The organism is Halomonas sp. JS92-SW72, from assembly GCF_003547075.1.
GTDB classification, from domain to species: Bacteria; Pseudomonadota; Gammaproteobacteria; order Pseudomonadales; family Halomonadaceae; genus Halomonas; species Halomonas alkalicola.
The window spans coordinates 3180802-3199471 of record NZ_CP032147.1; the positions used below are offsets into that span (position 1 = coordinate 3180802).

The 18670-nt window shown below is 69.3% G+C and carries 15 protein-coding genes; 8 read left to right on the forward strand and 7 right to left on the reverse strand.

Annotated features, from left to right (window positions below):
• Positions 1-78: 78 nt before the first annotated feature.
• The 5 genes from D1793_RS14935 to D1793_RS14955 all read left to right on the forward strand — a co-directional run bounded on the left by D1793_RS14935 (position 79) and on the right by D1793_RS14955 (position 6190).
• Positions 79-993 carry a LysR family transcriptional regulator gene (locus D1793_RS14935; RefSeq protein WP_119022857.1) on the forward strand — a complete coding sequence of 305 codons (915 nt, stop codon included), beginning with the start codon at positions 79-81 and terminating at the stop codon, positions 991-993.
• Positions 994-1075: 82 nt separating this feature from the next.
• Complete coding sequence (locus tag D1793_RS14940; RefSeq protein WP_119022859.1) at positions 1076-1951, forward strand: AEC family transporter; 876 nt, start codon at positions 1076-1078, stop codon at positions 1949-1951.
• A gap of 118 nt (positions 1952-2069) precedes the next feature.
• Entirely contained in the window at positions 2070-3221 is a 1152-nt protein-coding gene (locus tag D1793_RS14945) for a PQQ-dependent sugar dehydrogenase (RefSeq protein ID WP_119022861.1), read from the forward strand.
• Between the two features lie 84 nt (positions 3222-3305).
• A complete protein-coding gene (locus D1793_RS14950) occupies positions 3306-4805 on the forward strand; it encodes an ATP-binding protein (RefSeq protein ID WP_119022862.1) in 1500 nt (499 codons plus the stop codon).
• On the forward strand, positions 4802-6190 hold the full coding sequence (locus tag D1793_RS14955; protein ID WP_119022863.1) for a sigma-54 dependent transcriptional regulator: 1389 nt from the start codon (positions 4802-4804) through the stop codon (positions 6188-6190). Before D1793_RS14950 ends, D1793_RS14955 begins: the two co-directional genes overlap by 4 nt.
• Before the next feature lie 150 nt (positions 6191-6340).
• Here the strand turns inward: D1793_RS14955 and D1793_RS19505 are convergent, their stop codons facing one another.
• The gene (locus D1793_RS19505) at positions 6341-6745 is read right to left on the reverse strand and encodes a hypothetical protein (protein WP_162899983.1); all 405 of its coding nucleotides are present in this window, start codon (positions 6743-6745) and stop codon (positions 6341-6343) included.
• A gap of 54 nt (positions 6746-6799) precedes the next feature.
• Positions 6800-7162, reverse strand: coding sequence for a hypothetical protein (locus tag D1793_RS14970; protein WP_119022865.1), 363 nt, complete (start codon positions 7160-7162; stop codon positions 6800-6802).
• A 352-nt stretch (positions 7163-7514) separates the two neighbouring features.
• Here D1793_RS14970 and D1793_RS14975 point away from each other — a divergent pair, with 352 nt between their 5' ends.
• Both D1793_RS14975 and D1793_RS14980 read left to right on the forward strand, forming a co-directional pair.
• Positions 7515-7940, forward strand: a complete 426-nt coding sequence (locus D1793_RS14975; RefSeq protein ID WP_119022866.1) for a universal stress protein — start codon at positions 7515-7517, stop codon at positions 7938-7940.
• A gap of 48 nt (positions 7941-7988) precedes the next feature.
• Positions 7989-9629: a BCCT family transporter gene (locus D1793_RS14980; RefSeq protein WP_119022867.1), complete on the forward strand. Its 1641-nt coding sequence runs from the start codon at positions 7989-7991 to the stop codon at positions 9627-9629.
• Between the two features lie 58 nt (positions 9630-9687).
• On the opposite strand, the gene D1793_RS14985 is transcribed toward D1793_RS14980, so the two are convergent.
• The 3 genes from D1793_RS14985 to D1793_RS14995 all read right to left on the reverse strand — a co-directional run bounded on the left by D1793_RS14985 (position 9688) and on the right by D1793_RS14995 (position 12872).
• On the reverse strand, positions 9688-10413 hold the full coding sequence (locus D1793_RS14985) for a 3'-5' exonuclease (protein ID WP_119022868.1): 726 nt from the start codon (positions 10411-10413) through the stop codon (positions 9688-9690).
• A complete protein-coding gene (locus D1793_RS14990; protein WP_119022869.1) occupies positions 10410-12332 on the reverse strand; it encodes a DUF294 nucleotidyltransferase-like domain-containing protein in 1923 nt (640 codons plus the stop codon). Before D1793_RS14990 ends, D1793_RS14985 begins: the two co-directional genes overlap by 4 nt.
• A gap of 144 nt (positions 12333-12476) precedes the next feature.
• Positions 12477-12872, reverse strand: coding sequence for a DUF4168 domain-containing protein (locus D1793_RS14995; RefSeq protein WP_110068552.1), 396 nt, complete (start codon positions 12870-12872; stop codon positions 12477-12479).
• Positions 12873-13198: 326 nt separating this feature from the next.
• On the opposite strand from D1793_RS14995, the gene D1793_RS15000 reads away from it, so the two are divergent.
• Positions 13199-14125 (forward strand): DMT family transporter, encoded by a 927-nt coding sequence (locus tag D1793_RS15000; RefSeq protein ID WP_119022870.1) that lies wholly within the window; start codon positions 13199-13201, stop codon positions 14123-14125.
• Here D1793_RS15000 and fdhF read toward each other — a convergent pair.
• Together fdhF and D1793_RS15010 are read right to left on the reverse strand one after the other, a co-directional pair.
• Positions 14085-16922 carry a formate dehydrogenase subunit alpha gene (fdhF, locus tag D1793_RS15005; protein WP_119022871.1) on the reverse strand — a complete coding sequence of 946 codons (2838 nt, stop codon included), beginning with the start codon at positions 16920-16922 and terminating at the stop codon, positions 14085-14087. The two genes, D1793_RS15000 and fdhF, sit on opposite strands and share 41 nt — an antisense overlap.
• Positions 16923-16933: 11 nt before the next feature.
• Complete coding sequence (locus D1793_RS15010) at positions 16934-18652, reverse strand: NADH-ubiquinone oxidoreductase-F iron-sulfur binding region domain-containing protein (RefSeq protein WP_119022872.1); 1719 nt, start codon at positions 18650-18652, stop codon at positions 16934-16936.
• Between the last annotated feature and the right edge of the window lie 18 nt (positions 18653-18670).

The following is an 18670-nucleotide window of genomic DNA, read 5'->3' on the forward strand; positions in this document are numbered from 1 at the left end:
TTTATTTGCCAATGATTTTCATTCGCATAATTGGCTGGCATACTGCGCTGGTCAAGGACACCTGCCACGGTTGCTGCCATGCACGACTTCGATGAACTGATCGCCTTCGCCTCCATCATGGCCTCCGGCAGCCTGACCCGCAGCGCGCGTGAGCTGGGGCTCGCCAAGTCGACCCTGAGCCGACGCGTCAGCCAGCTGGAGACCCGCCTGGGCCAGCCGCTGCTGCGCCGCCAGGCCAATCGGCTGATCCCCACCGAGGCCGGCCTGCTGTTCCATGACCACTGCCGCGAGATGCTTGCCCTGGCCGAGCGCAGCCGAACGGCCCTGGACGAGCTGCGCCAGGAGGTCAGCGGCGAGCTCTGCGTGACGGTGCACTGCGCCCTGGCCCGCTGCTGGCTGGCGCCGACCCTGGACGCCTTTCTCGCCCGCCATCCCGGCATCGTACTGACCCTGCAGACGGGCGATGCGCCCTGCACCGGCCCGGAGAGCCAGGGCGTGCACATCTGGCTGGGCGAAGTGCCGGAATCGGGGCTGCGTCAGGAGCCGCTGGGCGCGCTGACCCGCGGCCTGCATGCCCACCCGGACTACCTGGCCCGCCACGGCGCACCCGAGCATCCCAGCGAGCTGGCCGGCCATGCCTGGATCGACCTGCTGGGCACCAGCCGTGAGGGCCTGACCCTGCACCACCCCGATCAGGCACCCTTTCACTTCCTACCGCCCGTCTCGCGGCTGAGGGTCGACCTGCCGGTGTTGCACATGGACGCCATCAGCCGTGGACAGGGCATCGGCCTGCTGCCCCACTGGATGGTCGAGCGCCACGCGCATCACCACCCGGGCCGGCTCGTGGCCTGCCTGCCGGCGTGGCAGCCCGCCCCGCTGCCGATCACCCTGCTCTACCCCTTCGGCCATCAGCCACGCCGGGTGGCCGCCCTGCTCGACTGCCTGCGCCAGGCGGTGCCCAGCGCCTGGCAGGCCCCCGCCCGGGCGGCCTGAGCCCTCGAGAGAGGCGCCGACGCTTGCCAGCCCACCGGGCGATTCAGGACAATGGCGCGCCCCGCCCCACGAGGACCTCTCGATGATCGCCGAACTCTTCGCCGTGATGGCCCCGGTGCTGGCCGGCGCCGGCCTGGGCTTCACCTGGATTCGCCTGGGCCAGCCCTACCCGGTGGAGTTCGTCACCCGCCTGGTCTTCAATATCGGCACCCCGGCGCTGATCATCGCTTCGCTTGCCAATGCCGAGATCGACGCCGGCAGCGTCGGGCGCACCATGCTGGCCACCGCCCTGGTGATGATCGCCATGGCCGCCGCGACCCCGCTGATGGCGCGGCTGCTCAGGCGAGACTGGCGGGTGGTGCTTGCCCCCATGATGTACCCCAACACCGGCAACATGGGGCTGCCGGTGGTGCTCTACGCCTTCGGCAGCGCCGGCTTCGCCTTCGGCATCACGGTGATGGTCACGGTGTCGCTGTTCCAGTTCACCGTGGGCTCGATCATGGCGAGCCAGGGCAATGCGCTGAAGACCCTGGCGCGGACCCCCACCGTCTATGCCATCGTGATCTCGCTGGCGCTGCTGCTCACCGACACCTCGCTGCCGCGCTGGCTCGACAACAGCGTCGACCTGATCTCCGGCTTCACCGTGCCGCTGATGCTGATCACCCTGGGGGTCTCCCTGGCCAGCATCCAGGTCAGGAGCCTCAAGTCCGGGGTCGGCTTCAGCCTGGTGCGCATCCCGGTGGCGGCCGGGCTGGCCTGGGGCATCGGCGCCCTGCTGGGGCTCCCCCCGCTGGCCCAGAGCATCCTGGTGCTGCAGATGAGCATGCCGGTGGCGGTCTTCAACTACCTGTTCGCCCAGAAGGCCGGCCGCGAACCCGCCTACGTGGCCAGCCTGGTGTTCTGTTCGACCCTGCTGGCACTCTTCTATCTGCCCCTGCTGCTGGCCTGGCTGATGTAGCGCTATCGAACAGGCAAGCGTCGCCATATGGCGACAGGGAACGTGCCCGCCGCCGAAAAGTCCCTATGCTGGTAGACGCGTCACCATTCGATGAACGAGCCAACGAGGGGAGAACACGATGCCTGCACCACTTCGCAGACTGCCTGCCGCCCTGCTGCTGGGGGGGCTGGCCGTCGGCGGCCAGGCGCTGGCCGCCGAGACCATCGTCGAGCGGATCGAGACCGAGCACCACGACCTGCGCCTGGAGCGCGTGGCCACCGGATTCGAACACCCCTGGGCCGTGGCCCAGCTGCCCGACGGCAGCTTCCTGGTCAGCGAACGCCCCGGCCGCCTGGCCCACGTCAGCGAGTCGGGCGAGATCTCCCACCTGGAAGGTGTTCCCGAGGTCAACGCCCGCGGCCAGGGCGGGCTGCTCGACGTGGTGCTGCATCCCGACTACGGCACCGGCGACGGCGAGCACGACTGGATCTACTTCACCTGGAGCCAGGCCGGCAGCGACGGCACCGCCACCACCCTCTCCCGGGCGCGCCTGGGCGACGACGCCCTGACCGATGTCGAGGAACTCTTCGTCCAGGACCGCTTCTCCGGCCCCGGCCGCCACTACGGCTCGCGCCTGGCCTGGCGGACCGACGGCACCCTGCTGATGAGCATCGGCGACCGCGGCAGCCATCCGCCGCGGGCCCAGGACAAGGGCGACCATGCCGGCAGCGTGCTGCGCCTCACCGAGACCGGCGGCGTGCCGGACGACAACCCCTTCCGGGATGACGGCGACGCCCTGGAGGCGCTCTTCAGCATCGGCAACCGCAATATCCAGGGCATGACGGTCACCGCCGACGGCCGCGTCTGGGCCACCGAGCACGGCCCCCGGGGTGGCGACGAGCTCAACCTGATCGAGGGCGGCGAGAACTACGGCTGGCCCGAGGTGAGCCTGGGCGTGGACTACTCCACCCGGCAGCCCATCGGTGCGGACTCCCTGCCCGGGATGCGCGATCCGGTGCACGTCTTCGACGGCACCCAAGCCCCCTCGGGGCTCGCTGAAGTCACGAGCGAGTACTTTCCCGAATGGCAGGGCAACCTGCTGGCCGGCGGCCTGCGCAGCGAGCTGCTCAAGCGCCTGGTGCTGGAGGGCGATGGCGTGGCCGAGAGCGAGGTGATCCTCGACGGCGAGATCGGCCGCATCCGCGACGTGCGCCAGGGCCGCGACGGCGCCCTCTACCTGCTCGACGACGACGCCCGCGGCAGCCTCTACCGGCTGGTGCCGGCGGACTGACATCGCACCGGGCCTGCCGCCCGCCTCTGCCCTTCACCGGCCCCGCCCCTGGCGGGGCCGCCTGCGCCAGCCACGGGACCCAGCATGCGACTGCGCAACCTGATCATCCTCACCGTCATCGTGCCGCTGTTCCTGATCCTGGTGGTCTTCAGCCTGGTGGCGATCCACTCGCTGGAGGACAACGTCCGCTCCAAGCTGCAGACCGAGGTCCAGATCATCACCCACGCCATCGGCACCTCCCTGGGCTACGCCATGGCCCGCGACTCGCCGGAATCCCTGGAGGAGTCGCTGCATGCGGCCTTCTCCTTCCACCGCATCTATGGGGCCTACGTGTTCGATCGCGAAGGCCAGGAGATCTACGGCCTGGGGCTCGGCGAGTCGCTCTTCGAACCCGCGGAGATCCGCGAGGTGGTGGAGGCCGGCGAGCCCACCGGCGACTACCGCCAGCACGATGGCTGGACCTACTACTCGGCGCTGATGCCGCTGACCACCCCGGACGGCGAGCTACGCGGCGTGCTGCAGGTCAACCGGCTCAATACCGGCATCGAGAACTACACTGGCTTCCTGACCCTGGTGGCCGGCCTGGCCTTCCTGATCGGCTCCACCGGCATCGTGCTGGGCATCTGGTGGGGCTTCCGGCGCCATATCGAGCGCCCCATCAACCGCCTGCTGGAGGTGATGGCCCGGGTCGAGGGGGGCAACCGCGAGCAGCGCGCCGCGCCCCGCGGGCCGGAGGAGTACCGCCGCCTGGCGGTGGCCCTCAACGGCATGCTCGACGCCATGGCCGAGAAGGACGCCGACATCGAGGCGCGCCGCCTCAACGAGATCGCCCTCGAGAAGCGCCTGCGCAAGTCCCGCAAGCTGGCCGAGCTCGGCGTGCTGGCCGCCGGCGTGGCCCACGAGATAGGCGCGCCGCTCACCGTGATCAACGGCCAGGCCCAGCGCCTGGCCCGCCGCGAGGTGATCGGCGAGGATGAACGCGCCCGGCTCGGGCGCATCCGCGGCGAGGTGGCGCGCATCGTCGAGATCGTGCGCCAGCTGATGGAGCTGGGGCGGCGCCACAACGTCGAGAAGGAGTGGGTCCGCCTGGACGCCCTGGTGGAGGGGGCCCGCCAGCTGGTGGAGGAGGAGCTGGAGCAGGGCGGCATCCGCCTGGACATCGAGCTCCCCCCCACGCCCCCGCGTCTGCTGGCCAACGGCCAGCAGCTGACCCAGGTGCTCACCAACCTGCTGCGCAATGCCGCCCAGGCCGAGGGCACCCGCCGCGTCAGGCTGAGCGCCGAGTCCCGTGGCGATCAGCTGCACCTGAGGCTCGAGGATGACGGCAGCGGCATCCGCGAGGCCGACAAGTCCCAGGTCTTCGACCCCTTCTTCACCACCAAGCCGGTGGGCCAGGGGAGCGGCCTCGGCCTCTCCATGGTCCACCGCATCGTCAACGACCATGGCGGTACCATCGGGGTGTTCGACAGCGAGCTCGGCGGTGCCGGGTTCGCCATCACCCTGCCGCTGGAGGACCTTCTGGAAACGGTAGAGAACGAGGCCGTTACCCCCACCCACCCGGCAACGCGAGGACGCCAATCGTGACCCCCAAGGACGCCGTGCCCCCCTGCCCGATCCTGATCGTCGAGGACGATCCCGCCATCCTGGAGCTGCTCGAGGAGGAGCTCCAGGAGGCTGGCCACGCCACCCTGGGCGCCGCCAGCGCCGAGGAGGCCCTCGCCACCCTCAGCCACACCCCGGTGGCCCTGGTGATCAGCGACGTGCGCCTGCCCGGCATGAGCGGCCTGGCCCTGCTGGAACAGCTGCGCGCTGAGAACAGCGCGCTGGGCTTCATCGTCATCACCGCCTTCGGCACCATCGACCAGGCGGTGGAGGCGCTCAAGCTCGGCGCCGATGACTTCCTGACCAAGCCGCTGGACCTGGAGAACGTCCGCGAGGCGGTGTTCCGGGTGCTGGAGCATCGCCGCCTGGCCGAGCGCTTCCAGCGCGACGCGCCGCCCGGCCACTTCCACGGCATCGTCGGCGAGAGCGAGCCGATGCAGGCACTGTTCCACGACGCCGCCCGGCTGGCGAAGAGCGATGCGCCGATCCTGGTGCTCGGTGAGAGCGGCACCGGCAAGGAGCTGCTGGCCCGGGCGATCCACGCCGAGAGCCCGCGCGCCGAGGGCCCCTTCGTGGCGATCAACTGCGCCAGCATCCCCGGCGAGCTGATGGAGAGCGAGTTCTTCGGCCATGTGAAGGGCGCCTTCACCGGCGCCAGCGACCATCGCCAGGGGCTGTTCCAGTCGGCCCGGGGCGGCAGCCTGTTCCTCGACGAGATCGGCGAGATGTCGCCGGAGCTGCAGGCCAAGCTGCTGCGCGCCCTGCAGGAGAAGACCGTGCGACCGGTGGGCGGCGAGCGGGAGGAGCCGGTGGATGTGCGCATCATCGCCGCCACCCACCGCGACCTGGAGCAGGCCATCGAGACGGGCAACTTCCGCAGCGACCTCTTCTATCGCCTGGAGACCTTCTCGCTGCGTATTCCGCCGCTGCGCGAGCGGGAGGGGGATCTGGAGCGGCTGATCACGGCGCTGATCGACAAGCACGCCGACGCCCAGCAGAAGCGCATCGAGGGCATCGAGCCCGCCGCCCTGCAGGCGCTGCTCGCCTATGGCTACCCGGGCAATGTGCGCGAACTGGAGAACGCCATCATGCGCGCGGTGACCCTGGCCGATTCGGGCGAGATTCGCCACGCCGACCTGCCCGAGCGCCTGCGCGAGCAGGCCCAGGCATCCCGCCGCGAGAGCGGCGAGGTCGTGGCCGGCAGCCTGGCCCCCAGCGCGCCGCACCAGGCCTGGCCAAGTCTCGAGGAGGTCGAGAAGCGCTATATCCGCAAGGTACTGGACGCCACCGGCGGCAACAAGCGCCGCACCGCCGACATCCTGGGCATCGCCCGGCGCACCCTCTATCGCCGCCTCGACGACGGCTGAACGCGACCGGGAAGCAGACAGAAAGCACGCGACAGGCAGAAAAAACCCCTGCACCTGGCAGGGGTTGAAGGGCGCGGTCCGGCTTCCGATGCCGAGGGGATGGGAGGGAGCATCGGCCGGCCGCACCGGGGAACACCACCATGACGGGTCTTACTCCTGCGGCATCTCCCACTCGTCATCTTCGCCGCCGGGCTGGGCCGCACCCGGCTCGCCGTTGGGCATGGGCTCGGTGCCGCTGCCGAAGCCGGGTTCGTCAGTCGCGCCGCCCGGCTCCGCCGGCGCCATGGGATCGCCGGACGCCGGATCGGCCGCCGGGTCATTGATGGGGTCGCTCATGGAGTCGACCCCGGGGTCGGCCGGCTGGGCACCCGGATCGGCAGGCTGAGTGGCCGGATCCGCGGGCTGGGTGGCCGCCGGGTCGCCGGCCGCAGGATCGCCTGCCGCCGGATCGCCTGCCGCCGGGTCATGCATATCGGCGAAGGCCAGCGGGCTGGCCAGCAGGCCGACAGAGACACCGAGAACGCCCAGTTTCTTCAACAGCTCCTGTGACATCATGCTTCGCTCCTTTCCTTTCGGATCATCCTTCGTCGTATCGGGACGAACTTGCGGTCAGTAGCTGCCCGCTTCCTCGTCGTCCATCTCGTCCATCATCGGTTCCTGGCTCTCCATGGGATCCATGGGGTCGTCGCTCTGGGCGGGGGCCTGGTCCATGCCGGGCTCGTCGCCCATCGCAGGCTCATCGCCCATGCCAGGTTCATCCTCCATCGGCGGCTGGGCCGGTTCCTCCATGGGCGGGTCCGCCGGCTCCATGGGGGGCAGCTCATCATCACCGTTGCCACAGCCGGCCAGTGCCAGGCTGCCGAGCGACAGGGCGGCGATGGCCGCCAGCGCCTTCAGGCGACGCCCTCGGGGCGAACGGGAGGCATGGTCCTGTCGAGACTCCACCTGGCGGGACGGTGCTTGCTGAGGCATTGACTTCTCCTGGTTCCATTGGCTTCACCCAGAGAGGAGCATCTGCCATGCCATCCCTGACCAACCATCCATAAAAAGTCTTTTAATCAGACGCTTAAGATTAAACTAGCGACACCTCGCCGCATTCCGATACCCGCGCACCAGGTGGTCAGATCTGACACATGCGCCCCGGATTACCCACCGGATCGAGGCGGGCCGGTTCGGAATCAACGCTATACGAAGGTATAGTCGCCTCCCCGTGACGCCCGCCGGGCGTTGAATCGCCCTCCACGGAGCCGAGGACTAGGCTTTGAAGGCCCCTGAGGGAAATGCCAGACGGCAGGACCATCGCAGCCGACAAGGAGATGCCGTGATGTACAGCAAGATCATGGTGCCGATCGACCTCGCCCATATCGGGGTGATCGAGCCGACTCTCGAGACCGTGGCCGACCTGGCCAGGCACTACGATGCCGAGGTGTGCTACGTGGGCGTGACCTCCAATGCGCCGGGCAGCGTCGCCCGCACGCCGGAGGAGTTCCGCCGCAAGCTGGAGGCCTTCGCCCAGGAACGTCACCAGGTGCATGGGCAGCCTGTCTCCACCCACGTCATCGTCAGCCCCGACCCCGTCGCCGACCTCGACGACGACCTGATCGAGGCGATCAAGGAGGTGGGGGCCGACCTGGTAGTGATGCCCACCCACCCGCCGAAGCATATCGACGTGATCATGCCGTCCCACGGCGGCAAGGTGGCCACCCACACCGATGTCTCGGTGTTTCTGGTGCGCCCGTCCAAGGCCTGAGACTCGCCCGGATAACCCCCAAGACGCTACGCAAGGGAGACAGCCACTATGGCCAATGACGAGAACGCCAACGAGAAGCCGCAGGCTTCCGAGGGCATTCCGGCCCCGGAGGGGCCAGCCAACCTGATCGATACCGACTACGTGATCGGCCAGGACAACATTTCCGCCTCGCCCATGGGGATCGACGTGGACCTGCACGGCAAGGTATTCGCCGTGTCGGCCATCGTGGTGATGTTCTTCGTGATCATCACCCTGGCCCTGCAAGAGCAAGTGGCACCGCTCTTCAGCGCCACCTTCAACTTCCTGACCGGCAACATGGCCTGGTTCTTCCTGCTGGCCGCCAACATCTTCGTGCTGCTGTCGGTCGTGCTGATCTTCACGCCCCTGGGGAAGGTGCGCATCGGCGGTCAGGATGCCAAGCCGGATTTCAGCTACGCGGGCTGGTTCGCGATGCTGTTCGCCGCCGGCATGGGCATCGGCCTGATGTACTTCGGCGTCTCCGAGCCCATGGACCACTTCCAGGCGGCGCTCGGCGGCATCAGCACCGAGAACGGCGCGCGCACCGACTGGTCGCCGCTGGGCGGCGCGGAAGGCGACGAGGCCGGCGCCCTGGCGCTGGGCATGGCCGCCTCCATCTTCCACTGGGGCCTGCACCCCTGGGGCATCTATGCGGTGGTGGCGCTGTCGCTGGCGATCTTCTCCTTCAACAAGGGCCTGCCGCTCACCATGCGCTCGATCTTCTACCCGATCCTGGGGGAGCGCGTGTGGGGCTGGCCGGGACATGTGATCGACATCCTGGCGGTGTTCGCCACCCTGTTCGGCCTGGCCACCTCCCTGGGCCTCGGCGCCCAGCAGGCCACCAACGGCTTGAACGACCTGTTCGGCATCCCCGACACCAACGTCACCATGGTGCTGCTGATCGTGGTCATCACCATCGTGGCCATCGGCTCCATCACCCTGGGCGTGGACAAGGGCGTGCAGCGCCTCTCCCAGCTCAACATGGGCCTGGCCTTCCTGCTGCTGGCCTTCGTGATCCTGGTGGGCCCGACGCTGATGATCGCCACCGGCTTCTTCCAGAACCTGGGCCACTACCTCAGCTACCTGCCGGCGCTCTCCAACCCCTTCGGCCGCGAGGACGCCAACTTCAGCCAGGGCTGGACCGCCTTCTACTGGGCCTGGTGGATCTCCTGGTCGCCCTTCGTCGGCATGTTCATCGCCCGGGTCTCCCGCGGGCGCACCGTGCGCGAGTTCCTGATCGCCGTGCTGCTGGTGCCGTCGCTGGTCTCGGTGCTGTGGATGACCTCCTTCGGCAGCGCCGGCATCAGCCAGCTGCTGGCCGGCACCTTCGAGGGCGAGGCGGATGCGCTCTTCGTGATGCTGGCCGGCCTGCCGCTGACCGAGATCACCTCCTTCATCGCCATCGTGCTGGTAATCGTGTTCTTCATCACCTCCTCGGACTCCGGGTCGCTGGTGATCGACTCCATCACCGCCGGCGGCAAGGTGGACGCACCCAAGCCCCAGCGCATCTTCTGGGCCATCATCGAGGGCGCCATCGCCATCGGCCTGCTGATCGGCGGCGGCCTGGCGGCACTGCAGGCGGCGGTGATCTCCACCGGCCTGCCCTTCACCCTGGTCCTGCTGGTGGGCTGCTACGCCATCATCAAGGGGCTGATGAGCGAGCCGCGCTGAGACCAGCCGGCATCGCAGCATGAACGAAGAAGGGCGGCCACTGGCCGCCCTCCTTCGTTCAGTTCCACAGCTCGCCCACCGGGGTGTCGGCGGAGTAGTGGCGGGCCACCTGGGCGTGCAGCAGCTCGGCGGTGGCCAGGGCGTCCACCAGGGCATGGTGCCCCTGGTAGGCGGGCAGACCATAGCGCGCCCGGCTGTTGTGCAGGCGGATGGAGACCGGCGGACGGCCCAGCCAGCGGCGAAAGCGCGCCCAGAGCGACTGGCGATGGAGGCGCGCCTCCAGGGACATGGTGTCGATCACCGGGAAGCGCAGCCCCTCCCCCAGCCGGGCCTGGATGGCGGAGTCGAGGAAGGGCCGCTCGATCTGGCGATAGTGCACCACGGTCACGCGCCCCTTCAGCACCTCCAGCAGCTCGGGCAGGATCGCGGCGAGGTCGGGGGCGTTCGCCACCTCGCCGTGGGTGATGCGGTGCAGGATCACCGATTGCTCGGTGAGCTCACGGACCGGCTTGAGCACCCAGTAGCGTCGCTCGCGCAGCGGGATGCGTGCCAGGGTGAAGGGCACCACTCCGACGCTGACGATGGCATGGCGGCGCGGGTCGAGGCCGGTGGTCTCGATATCCAGCGCCACCAGCGGCACCTCGCCGATGGGGGTGGCGGGGTCCGGGCAGCCCGCGGCGAAATAGTCCTGAAGCAGCGTGTCTTGTACCCGGGCGGCGCGGTCCGCCAGATATTCCGGCCAGCCGGGTTCCTGCTGGCGCGTTGCGCCAGGCAGGCGAATCACCGGGTCCCTCGCGGGCGGCGCGCCGCCGTGGCCGGGACCGGATAGCGGAACTTCAGAAACTTCTGGGCGTTGCTGAGCACCTGGAAGGCATCCTTGAGGGTGTGGCGCTCGGCGTCGGAGACGTTCTCCGGCTCGATGTTGTTGTCCGGGGCACGCTCGTGCTGCAGGTCGAACACCTGATGGCGGATGCGCGACATGGCGAGGAACTCCAGGGCGTAGCGCAGCTTGTCGCTGACCCCTTGTGCCAGCAACTGGGTGCGATCGATGTCGTCGAGGCGCTCGAAGCTGTTCTGGGCCCGGGAGCCGCAGGCCAGGGCGTGGACCCGGATCAGGTCGGTGAGCGGCGCGGTGCCGCGCCGCTTGAGGTTGATGGAGTTGTTCTGCTTGCCATCCTTCTCCATCACGAAGGTGCGGAAGAAGCCCAGCGGCGGGGTGCGGTTCAGGGCGTTGCGCGCCATGGCGGCCAGGAACAGCGGGCTTTTCGGCGCCTGCTCGGCCACCAAGTCCTGGAGCTGCTCGACGAAGACGTTCTCGCCGTGGACCACATCGAGGTCGAAGAAGATCGAGCTGTGCAGCAGCCGCTCCGGGGTCGGGTCGTGGATCCAGTCCTCGAAGTAGCCCTTCCAGACCGCCAGCGGCTGCCGCCAGCGCGGGTTGGTGGCCATGATGTCGCCGCTGCAGTAGGTGTAGCCGCAGGCGTGCAGGCCGTCGCTGACGATCTTCGCCATCTCCCGGAAGTAGGCGTCGTGGGCCGCGGGGTCGAAGGCGTCATCCAGCACCAGAGCGTTGTCCTGGTCGGTGACGATGGACTGCTCGTTGCGCGCCATGGAACCCATGGCCATGAAGCAGTAGGGCACCGGCGGCGGCCCCAGCGCCTCCTCGGCCAGCTCAAGCAGGCGGCGGGTAAAGCTGCGCCCGATGGTGGAGAGCGCGCTGCCGATCATCCGCGAGTCGGCGCCATCCTCCACCATGCGCACGAAGGCGGCACGCACGTCCGGGGCCAGCTTGGCCAGACCTTCGGCCGTGGACTGGTTGAAGATGTTGCTGACCAGGTAGAGGCTGGAGTGGGTCTCGTAGCGGATGATGTCGGAGAGGTGGACGATGCCCACCGGGTGGCGGCGATGCATCACCGGCAGGTGGTGGATGTTGTTGCGCAGCATGGTGAGCATCGCTTCGTGGACCGACTCGTCGGACTGGATCGCCACCAGCCGGTCACCGGCCACCTCGCCCACCGGCGTCTCGGGGCCGCGCCCCTCGGCCACCATCTGGCGGAAGTCGCTGTCGGTGAGGATGCCGCGCACCTGCCAGGCGCGCTCCTCGCTGTCGCGGAAGGTATAGCGGGGATTGTCGCCGGGGGCATCCAGCACCAGCACCGCCGAGGCGCCGAAGTCGCCCAGCAAGCGCGCGGCCTCCTGCACCGTGGTACTCGCTACCACCATCACCGGGTAGCGGGTCAGCAGCTTGCGCACCCGGGTGATCATCATGTCGTTCTGCTTCTTGTGCTGCTCCACCGCCGACTCGAGTCGCGGGCGCTCCAGTTCCACGAACTCGGCGAAGTGCTCATCCTCCTCGCAGAGACGCTGGAAGAGCGCATCCGGGAGGAAGTAGATCAGGCTGTCCTCCAGCGCCCGCACAGGGTAGCGGACCCGGTGATTTCGCAGCAGGCTGAAGTGGCCGAAGATATCGCCCTCACCGCGGCGGTCGTAGAGGTCGCCGTTGCGGCGATAGACCTCCACGGCGCCGCTGCGGATGTAGCCCAGTTCGTGGATCTCCTGATCGAGGAGCAGGATCTCGCTGCCGGCACGGTAGTAGGCCACCTCGACCTGACCGGCGATCTCGTCGAGCAGGTCGTCCGAGAGGGCATCGAAGGGCGGGAAGCGCCCCATATGCTGGCGGATTTCCAGCAGTTCCACTTCCATGGGTCGCGCTCCCGTCCGGCTGGTCACATGCCGGAAGTCTGGGAGCTGTCGGCGGTGCTGTAAAGCCGGCGCACATGCAAACGGCCACCCCGAGGGGTGGCCGTTTGCGATGCCGATGGGAGTCGGCGTGGAGTCAGGAGCGGCTTACGACTGGGCCATCTCCTGAACACGCTGCATCAGCTCGGGATCCTGCTGGATGGCCTGACCGATGGCGTTGAAGGTATCCACGTCGAGACCGCTCTCCTCGACCACCTCGACCATCTTGTCGTTGGCTTCCATGCGCACCTCCTGCTGGGAGGCCTCATCCTCGGCGGAGTGCAGGCGCTCGGTGTACTCCTGGGAGATCACGGCGATCTCCTGGGAGGCATCGGCGAACTGCTGCAGCTGCTCGTCGGAGAAGTCCATGGCCGGGGCGGCGGCCTGGGGCTGCTCGGGAGCGGCCGCCGGGTCCTGTGCCGGATCCTGCTGGGCGTGGGCGGTGGCGGACATCAGGCCGGCGCTGAGCAGGGCGGCAGAGAAGAGAGCGGTCATCCGTTTCATGAGTTCCTCCAGTCGTTATAGGACCCCGTCGGGGCGTTGCGTGCATGTGGGAACTGTGACGGTGGCAACCGTTCGGCGTTCAGATTTTTCGTGTAAAACTTTGAAACATGAAGTGTGAGCAACTTTACATTCGTTGCCGATAAGCGACACCCTGAGTCATCGCTTCGCCACCAGGCCTGCCATGGGCGCTTTCTCGGCACTCCCGGAGAATGATAATGACATTCATTCCCCAGCAATGCCGACAACACCCTCCCGGGGGCTAGGCGAAACTCGAGCGGCGCAGTATGGTCGTGGGCTGACCCGACTTCCTGACATGGATGTTTCGCATGCCCCCTGCCTCCCGCGCTGCCAGTCTCTGGCTTGCCGCCATGCCGCTGCTGTTCGTCGTGCTGTGGAGCACCGGCTTCATCGGTGCCAAGTTCGGCCTGCCCTACGCCGAGCCCTTCACCTTCCTGTTCATCCGCTTCTTGCTGACCCTGGCACTGCTGGTGCCGCTGGCCCACTGGCTCTCTGGGGAGTGGCCGCGAGGGGCTCGGCTATGGGGGCATATCGCCGTCTCCGGCCTGCTGGTGCACGGCGCCTACCTGGGCGGGGTCTTCTACGGCATCTACCTGGGCATGCCGGCGGGGCTCGCCTCGCTGCTGGTGGGGCTGCAGCCGCTGCTCACCGCCGGGCTCGCCGGCCCCTTGCTGGGCGAGCGGCTGGGCGGGCGCCAGTGGCTGGGGCTGGGGCTGGGGCTCGTCGGCGTCACCCTGGTGCTGGGCGGCAAGCTGGACCCGGGCGAGGCGCTCTTCCAGGGCTTCGGCGCCGGCGCCCTGCTGGCCATCCTGGTGGCCTTGGTCGGCATCTCCGGCGGCACCCTCTACCAGAAGCGCCACTGCACCGGCATGCCGCTGCTCTCCGGGACCGTGGTGCAGTACCTGGCGGCGGGGGCGGTGCTGGGACTCGGCGCCCTGCTCTTCGAGGAGCGCCGCGTGACCTGGACGCCCACCTTCGCCCTCACCCTGGGCTGGCTGGTGCTGGTGCTGTCGATCGCCGCCATCCTGCTGCTGATGGCGCTGATCAGGCGCGGCGAGGCCTCGCGGGTGGCGAGCCTCTTCTATCTGGTGCCGCCGGTCACCGCCCTGCAGGCCTGGTGGCTCTTCGACGAGGCGCTGCCGTCCATCTCGCTGGTCGGCATGGCCGTCGCCATCGCCGGCGTGGTGCTGGTGGTCAGGACGCCGCCGACGACAGGCGACAGGCCGCGTACTTGAACTCCGGGATCTTGCCGAAGGGGTCCAGGGCCGGATTGGTGAGCAGGTTGGCCGCCGCCTCCACGTAGGCGAAGGGCACGAAGACCATGCCGTCGGGCATCCCCGGGTCGACCCGGGCCGTCAGGGTGATCTGGCCGCGGCGGGTGGCGATGGTGATCGCCTCACCCGGCGCCACCCCGAGGCGGTTGAGCTCTCCCGGCGAGAGGCTGGCCGTCGCCTCGGGCTCCAGGGCGTCGAGCACGCTGGCGCGCCGCGTCATGGCGCCGGTGTGCCAGTGCTCCAGCAGCCGCCCGGTGGTCAGCACCGTGGGGTAGGCGGCGTCGATCGGCTCGTCCGGCGGCAGCGGACGGGTGGGGGCGAACCTGGCCCGCCCGCCGTCCCGCGGGAAGGCATCGGCGAACACCACATCCTGGCCCGGGGCATCCTCGGCGGGGCACGGATAGGTCACCGAGCCCTCCCGCTCCAGGCGCTCCCAGGAGATATTGTCGAGGGAGTGCATGCCCCGCTTCATCTCGGCGAACACCTCGCTCGGGTGAGCGTAGTCCCAGGCCAGGCCGAAGCGCCGGGCGATCTCCTGGATGATCCACCAGTCGGGCCGCGCCTCCCCCGGCGGCGCCACGGCGGCGCGGCCCAGCTGCACCTGGCGGTTGGTGTTGGTGACCGTGCCCTCCTTCTCCGGCCAGGCGGTGGCCGGCAGGATGACATCGGCGAACTGGGCAGTCTCGGTGACGAAGAGATCCTGCACCACCAGGTGCTCCAGGGCCGCCAGGGCCTGGCGGGCATGGTTCAGGTCCGGGTCGGACATGGCGGGGTTCTCGCCGAGGATATACATGCCGCGGATCCGGCCGGCCAGGATGGCATCCATGATCTCCACCACGGTGAGCCCGGGCTCCGGGTCGAGCTCGGCGCCCCAGAGCTCCTCGAAGGCGGCGCGCAGCTGGGCGTCGCCCACCGGCTGGTAGTCGGGGAGCACCATGGGGATCAGGCCGGCATCCGAGGCGCCCTGCACGTTGTTCTGGCCGCGCAGCGGGTGCAGGCCGGTGCCGGGGCGCCCGGTCTGGCCACAGGCCAGCGCCAGCGAGATCAGGCAGCGGGCGTTGTCGGTGCCGTGGACGTGCTGGGAGATGCCCATGCCCCAGAAGATCATCGCCCGCTCGGCGGTAGCATAGGCCCGGGCGATCTCGCGGATGGTCTCGGGGGCGACCCCGCACAGGCCGCTCATCGCCTCGGGGGTCATGTCCACCACGCTTCGCTTGAGTGCCGCGAAGCCCTCGGTATGGGCGTCGATATAGGCCTGATCGTAGAGCGCCTCGTCGATGATCACATTGAGCATGGCGTTGTAGAGCGCCACGTCGCCGCCGGGGGAGAAGCGCACGCTGCGCCAGGCGTAGGCATCCAGCGCCTGGCCGCGGGGGTCGAGGATGATCAGCCGGGTGCCGCCCCTCGCCGCCTGCTTGAAGTAGGTGGCCGCCACCGGATGGTTGATCGCCGGGTTACAGCCGGTGAGGAGCACCACGTCGGCCTCGAGCGCCTGCATGAACGACGCCGTCACCGCCCCCGAGCCCAGGCACTCCATCAGCGCGGCCACCGAGCTGGCATGACAGAGCCGGGTGCAGTGGTCCACGTGGTTGGAGCCGAAGCCGGTACGCACCAGCTTCTGGAACAGCCACGCCTCCTCGTTGGAGCACTTGGCGCTGCCGAAGCCAGCCAGCGCCCCAGGCCCGTGGGCCGTCTTGAGGTCGACGAGCCCATCGGCGGCGAGCGCCAGCGCCTCCTCCCAGCTCGCTTCAAAGAAGTGGGTCAGCGGCCTTGCCGGGTCGAAGTCGGGGTCGAGCCCCTTGGCCACGCCGGGCCGGCGGATCAGCGGCCGGGTCAGGCGCGCCGGGTGGTTGGGATAGTCGAAGCCGAAGCGCCCCTTGACGCAGAGTCGCCCCTGGTTGGCGGGGCCGTCCCTGCCGGTCACGAAGAGAATCTGCTCATCCTTCACATGGTAGGTAAGTTGGCAGCCCACCCCGCAGTAGGGGCAGACGGAATCCACGGCGCGGTCGGCCGCGGCGGAGTCGCCGCGGCCCGCCTCGTCGATCAGGGTCGCCGGCATCAGCGCTCCGGTGGGGCAGGCCTGAACGCACTCGCCGCAGGCCACGCAGGTGCTCTCCCCCATGGGGTCGTCGAAGTCGAAGACGATCTTCGCCGCCGCACCGCGGTGGGCCAGGCCGATGACGTCGTTGCCCTGCACCTCGCGGCAGGCGCGCACGCAGAGGCCGCACTCGATGCAGGCGTCCAGGTTGACGTTCATCGCGGTGTGGGAGGCATCCTGGAAGCGCTGCGCCTCCCGGGGGCGCACATGGTGAACGGTGGGCGTGGCGCGCTCCGCCCGGGCGGGCAGCCACTCGCCCACCGCCGTGGCATCGATGGCCAGCGCCTCGGCCATGGACCAGAGGTGGCTGGCGCGGTCGGGGCTCGCCTCCCGCTCGGGCTGGTCGGCGAGCAACAGCGCCAGCACGGACTCCCGCGCCTCGCGAGCGCGCTCGGAGCTGGCGCTCCTCACCACCATGCCGGGGGCCGCCTCGCGGAGGCAGCTGGCCGCCAGCACCCGCTCCCCCTCGATCTCCACCATGCAGGCGCGGCAGTTGCCGTCGGCCCGATAGCCCGGGGCGTCCTTGAAGCAGAGATGGGGAATGGTCTCACCAAAGCGTCTGGCCACCTGCCAGAGGGTCTCGCCGGGACGGGCGCTCACCTCGACGCCGTCCAGGGTCAGGGTAAAGGTCTTGGGGTTCGGGGTCTGCGGGGTCTGCATGGTCTGCCTCCCTACCCTTTCACGATGAGGTTCTGGGCTTCGAGCTCGCCGCGGAAGTCGCGCAGCAGGCTCAGCACCGGATTGGGCGCCGCCTGGCCCAGGCCGCAGATGGAGGCATCCATCATCACCCGGGCGAGGCGCTCGAGCGCCTCGACGTCCCAGGCGTCACGCTCCAGCAGGGTCAGCATCTTCTCGGTGCCCACCCGGCACGGCGTGCACTGGCCGCAGGACTCGTCGGCGAAGAAGGCCAGCAGATTGGCGGCCACCGCGCGCAGATCGTCCTGGTCCGAGAGCACGATGATCGCCGCCGAGCCGATAAAGCAGCCGTGCTCCTGGAGCGTATCGAAGTCCAGCGGGATATCCGCCTTGCCGACCGGGAGTATTCCCCCCGAGGCGCCGCCGGGCAGGTAGCCGGCGAGGCGGTGTCCCTCGGCCATACCGCCGCAGTACTCCTCGAGCAGCTCGGCCAGGGTGATGCCGGCGGGGGCCAGGTGCACTCCGGGCCGCTTGACCCGGCCGGAGACCGAGAAGCTGCGCAGCCCCTTGCGCCCGTGCCGGCCCTGGCCCGCGAACCAGTCAGCGCCCTTCTCGTGGATCACGGGAATCCAGGCGACCGTCTCGACGTTGTTGACCAGAGTCGGCCGGCCGAAGAGCCCCCGCTGGGCCACGAAGGGGGGCCGGTGGCGCGGCTTGCCGGGCTTGCCCTCCAGCGACTCGATCAGCGCCGACTCCTCGCCGCAGATGTAGGCGCCGGCGCCGCGGCGCAGCACCACGAAGCCTGGGGCGACCAGGCCCGCGGCCTCGAGCTCGGCGATCGCCTCGGTAAGCACCCGGTGCAGCCCGGGATATTCGTCGCGCAGGTAGACATAGAGCGCGCTGGCCTCCACCGCCCAGGCACTGACCAGGGCGCCCTCCAGGAAGCGGTGTGGCTCGCGCTCTAGATAGAAGCGATCCTTGAAGGTGCCGGGTTCGCCCTCGTCGGCGTTGATCACCGCGTAGCGGGGCGCGGGCTCGGCGCGCACCGCCTGCCACTTGCGAAAGGTGGGGAAGCCGGCGCCGCCCAGGCCGCGCAGGCCGGCGCGCTCGAGCTCATCGATCAGCACCTCGACGTCCACCTCGCCGGCGCGACACCGGATCAGCAGCGAGTAGCCGCCGCTGGCACGGTAGTCGGCCAGGCTCTGCCAGAGGATCGCCTCGGGATGGGTGTGGCCGGTATCCACCACCGCCTCGACCCCCTCCGGGGTGGCGTAGAGCAGGTGGTGATGGCCCACCTCGACCACCGGGGCGCTGTCGCAGCGCCCCATGCAGGGGGCACGCACCACCCGCACCGCCTCGGGGTCGAGGCCCGCCGCCAGGCGCTCGCGCAGGGCATCGGCGCCGGCCAGCACACAGGAGAGCGAGTCGCAGACCCGCACGGTGACCTCCGGCGGCGTGGCCTCACCGTCGTGGACCACGTCGAATTGGGCGTAGAAGGTGGCGGTCTCGTAGATGGCCGCCATGGGCAGGTTCATGTAGGCGGCCAGCGCCCGGAGCGCCACCAGGGAGAGGTGACCGTGGGCATCCTGGATGGCGTGCAGGTGCTCGATCAGCCTGTCGCGGCGGCGCAGCTCCGGCGCCTCGCGCTCGTCGCCGAGCAGCACGCGCAGGGCGGCCAGGGCCACCGGTGCCAGTTCACGGCCGCGGGTCTTGCCGCGCAGGCGGCGCTTGGGGTTGACGGTCGATTCGGTCATGGCGGACTCCCGAAGTCG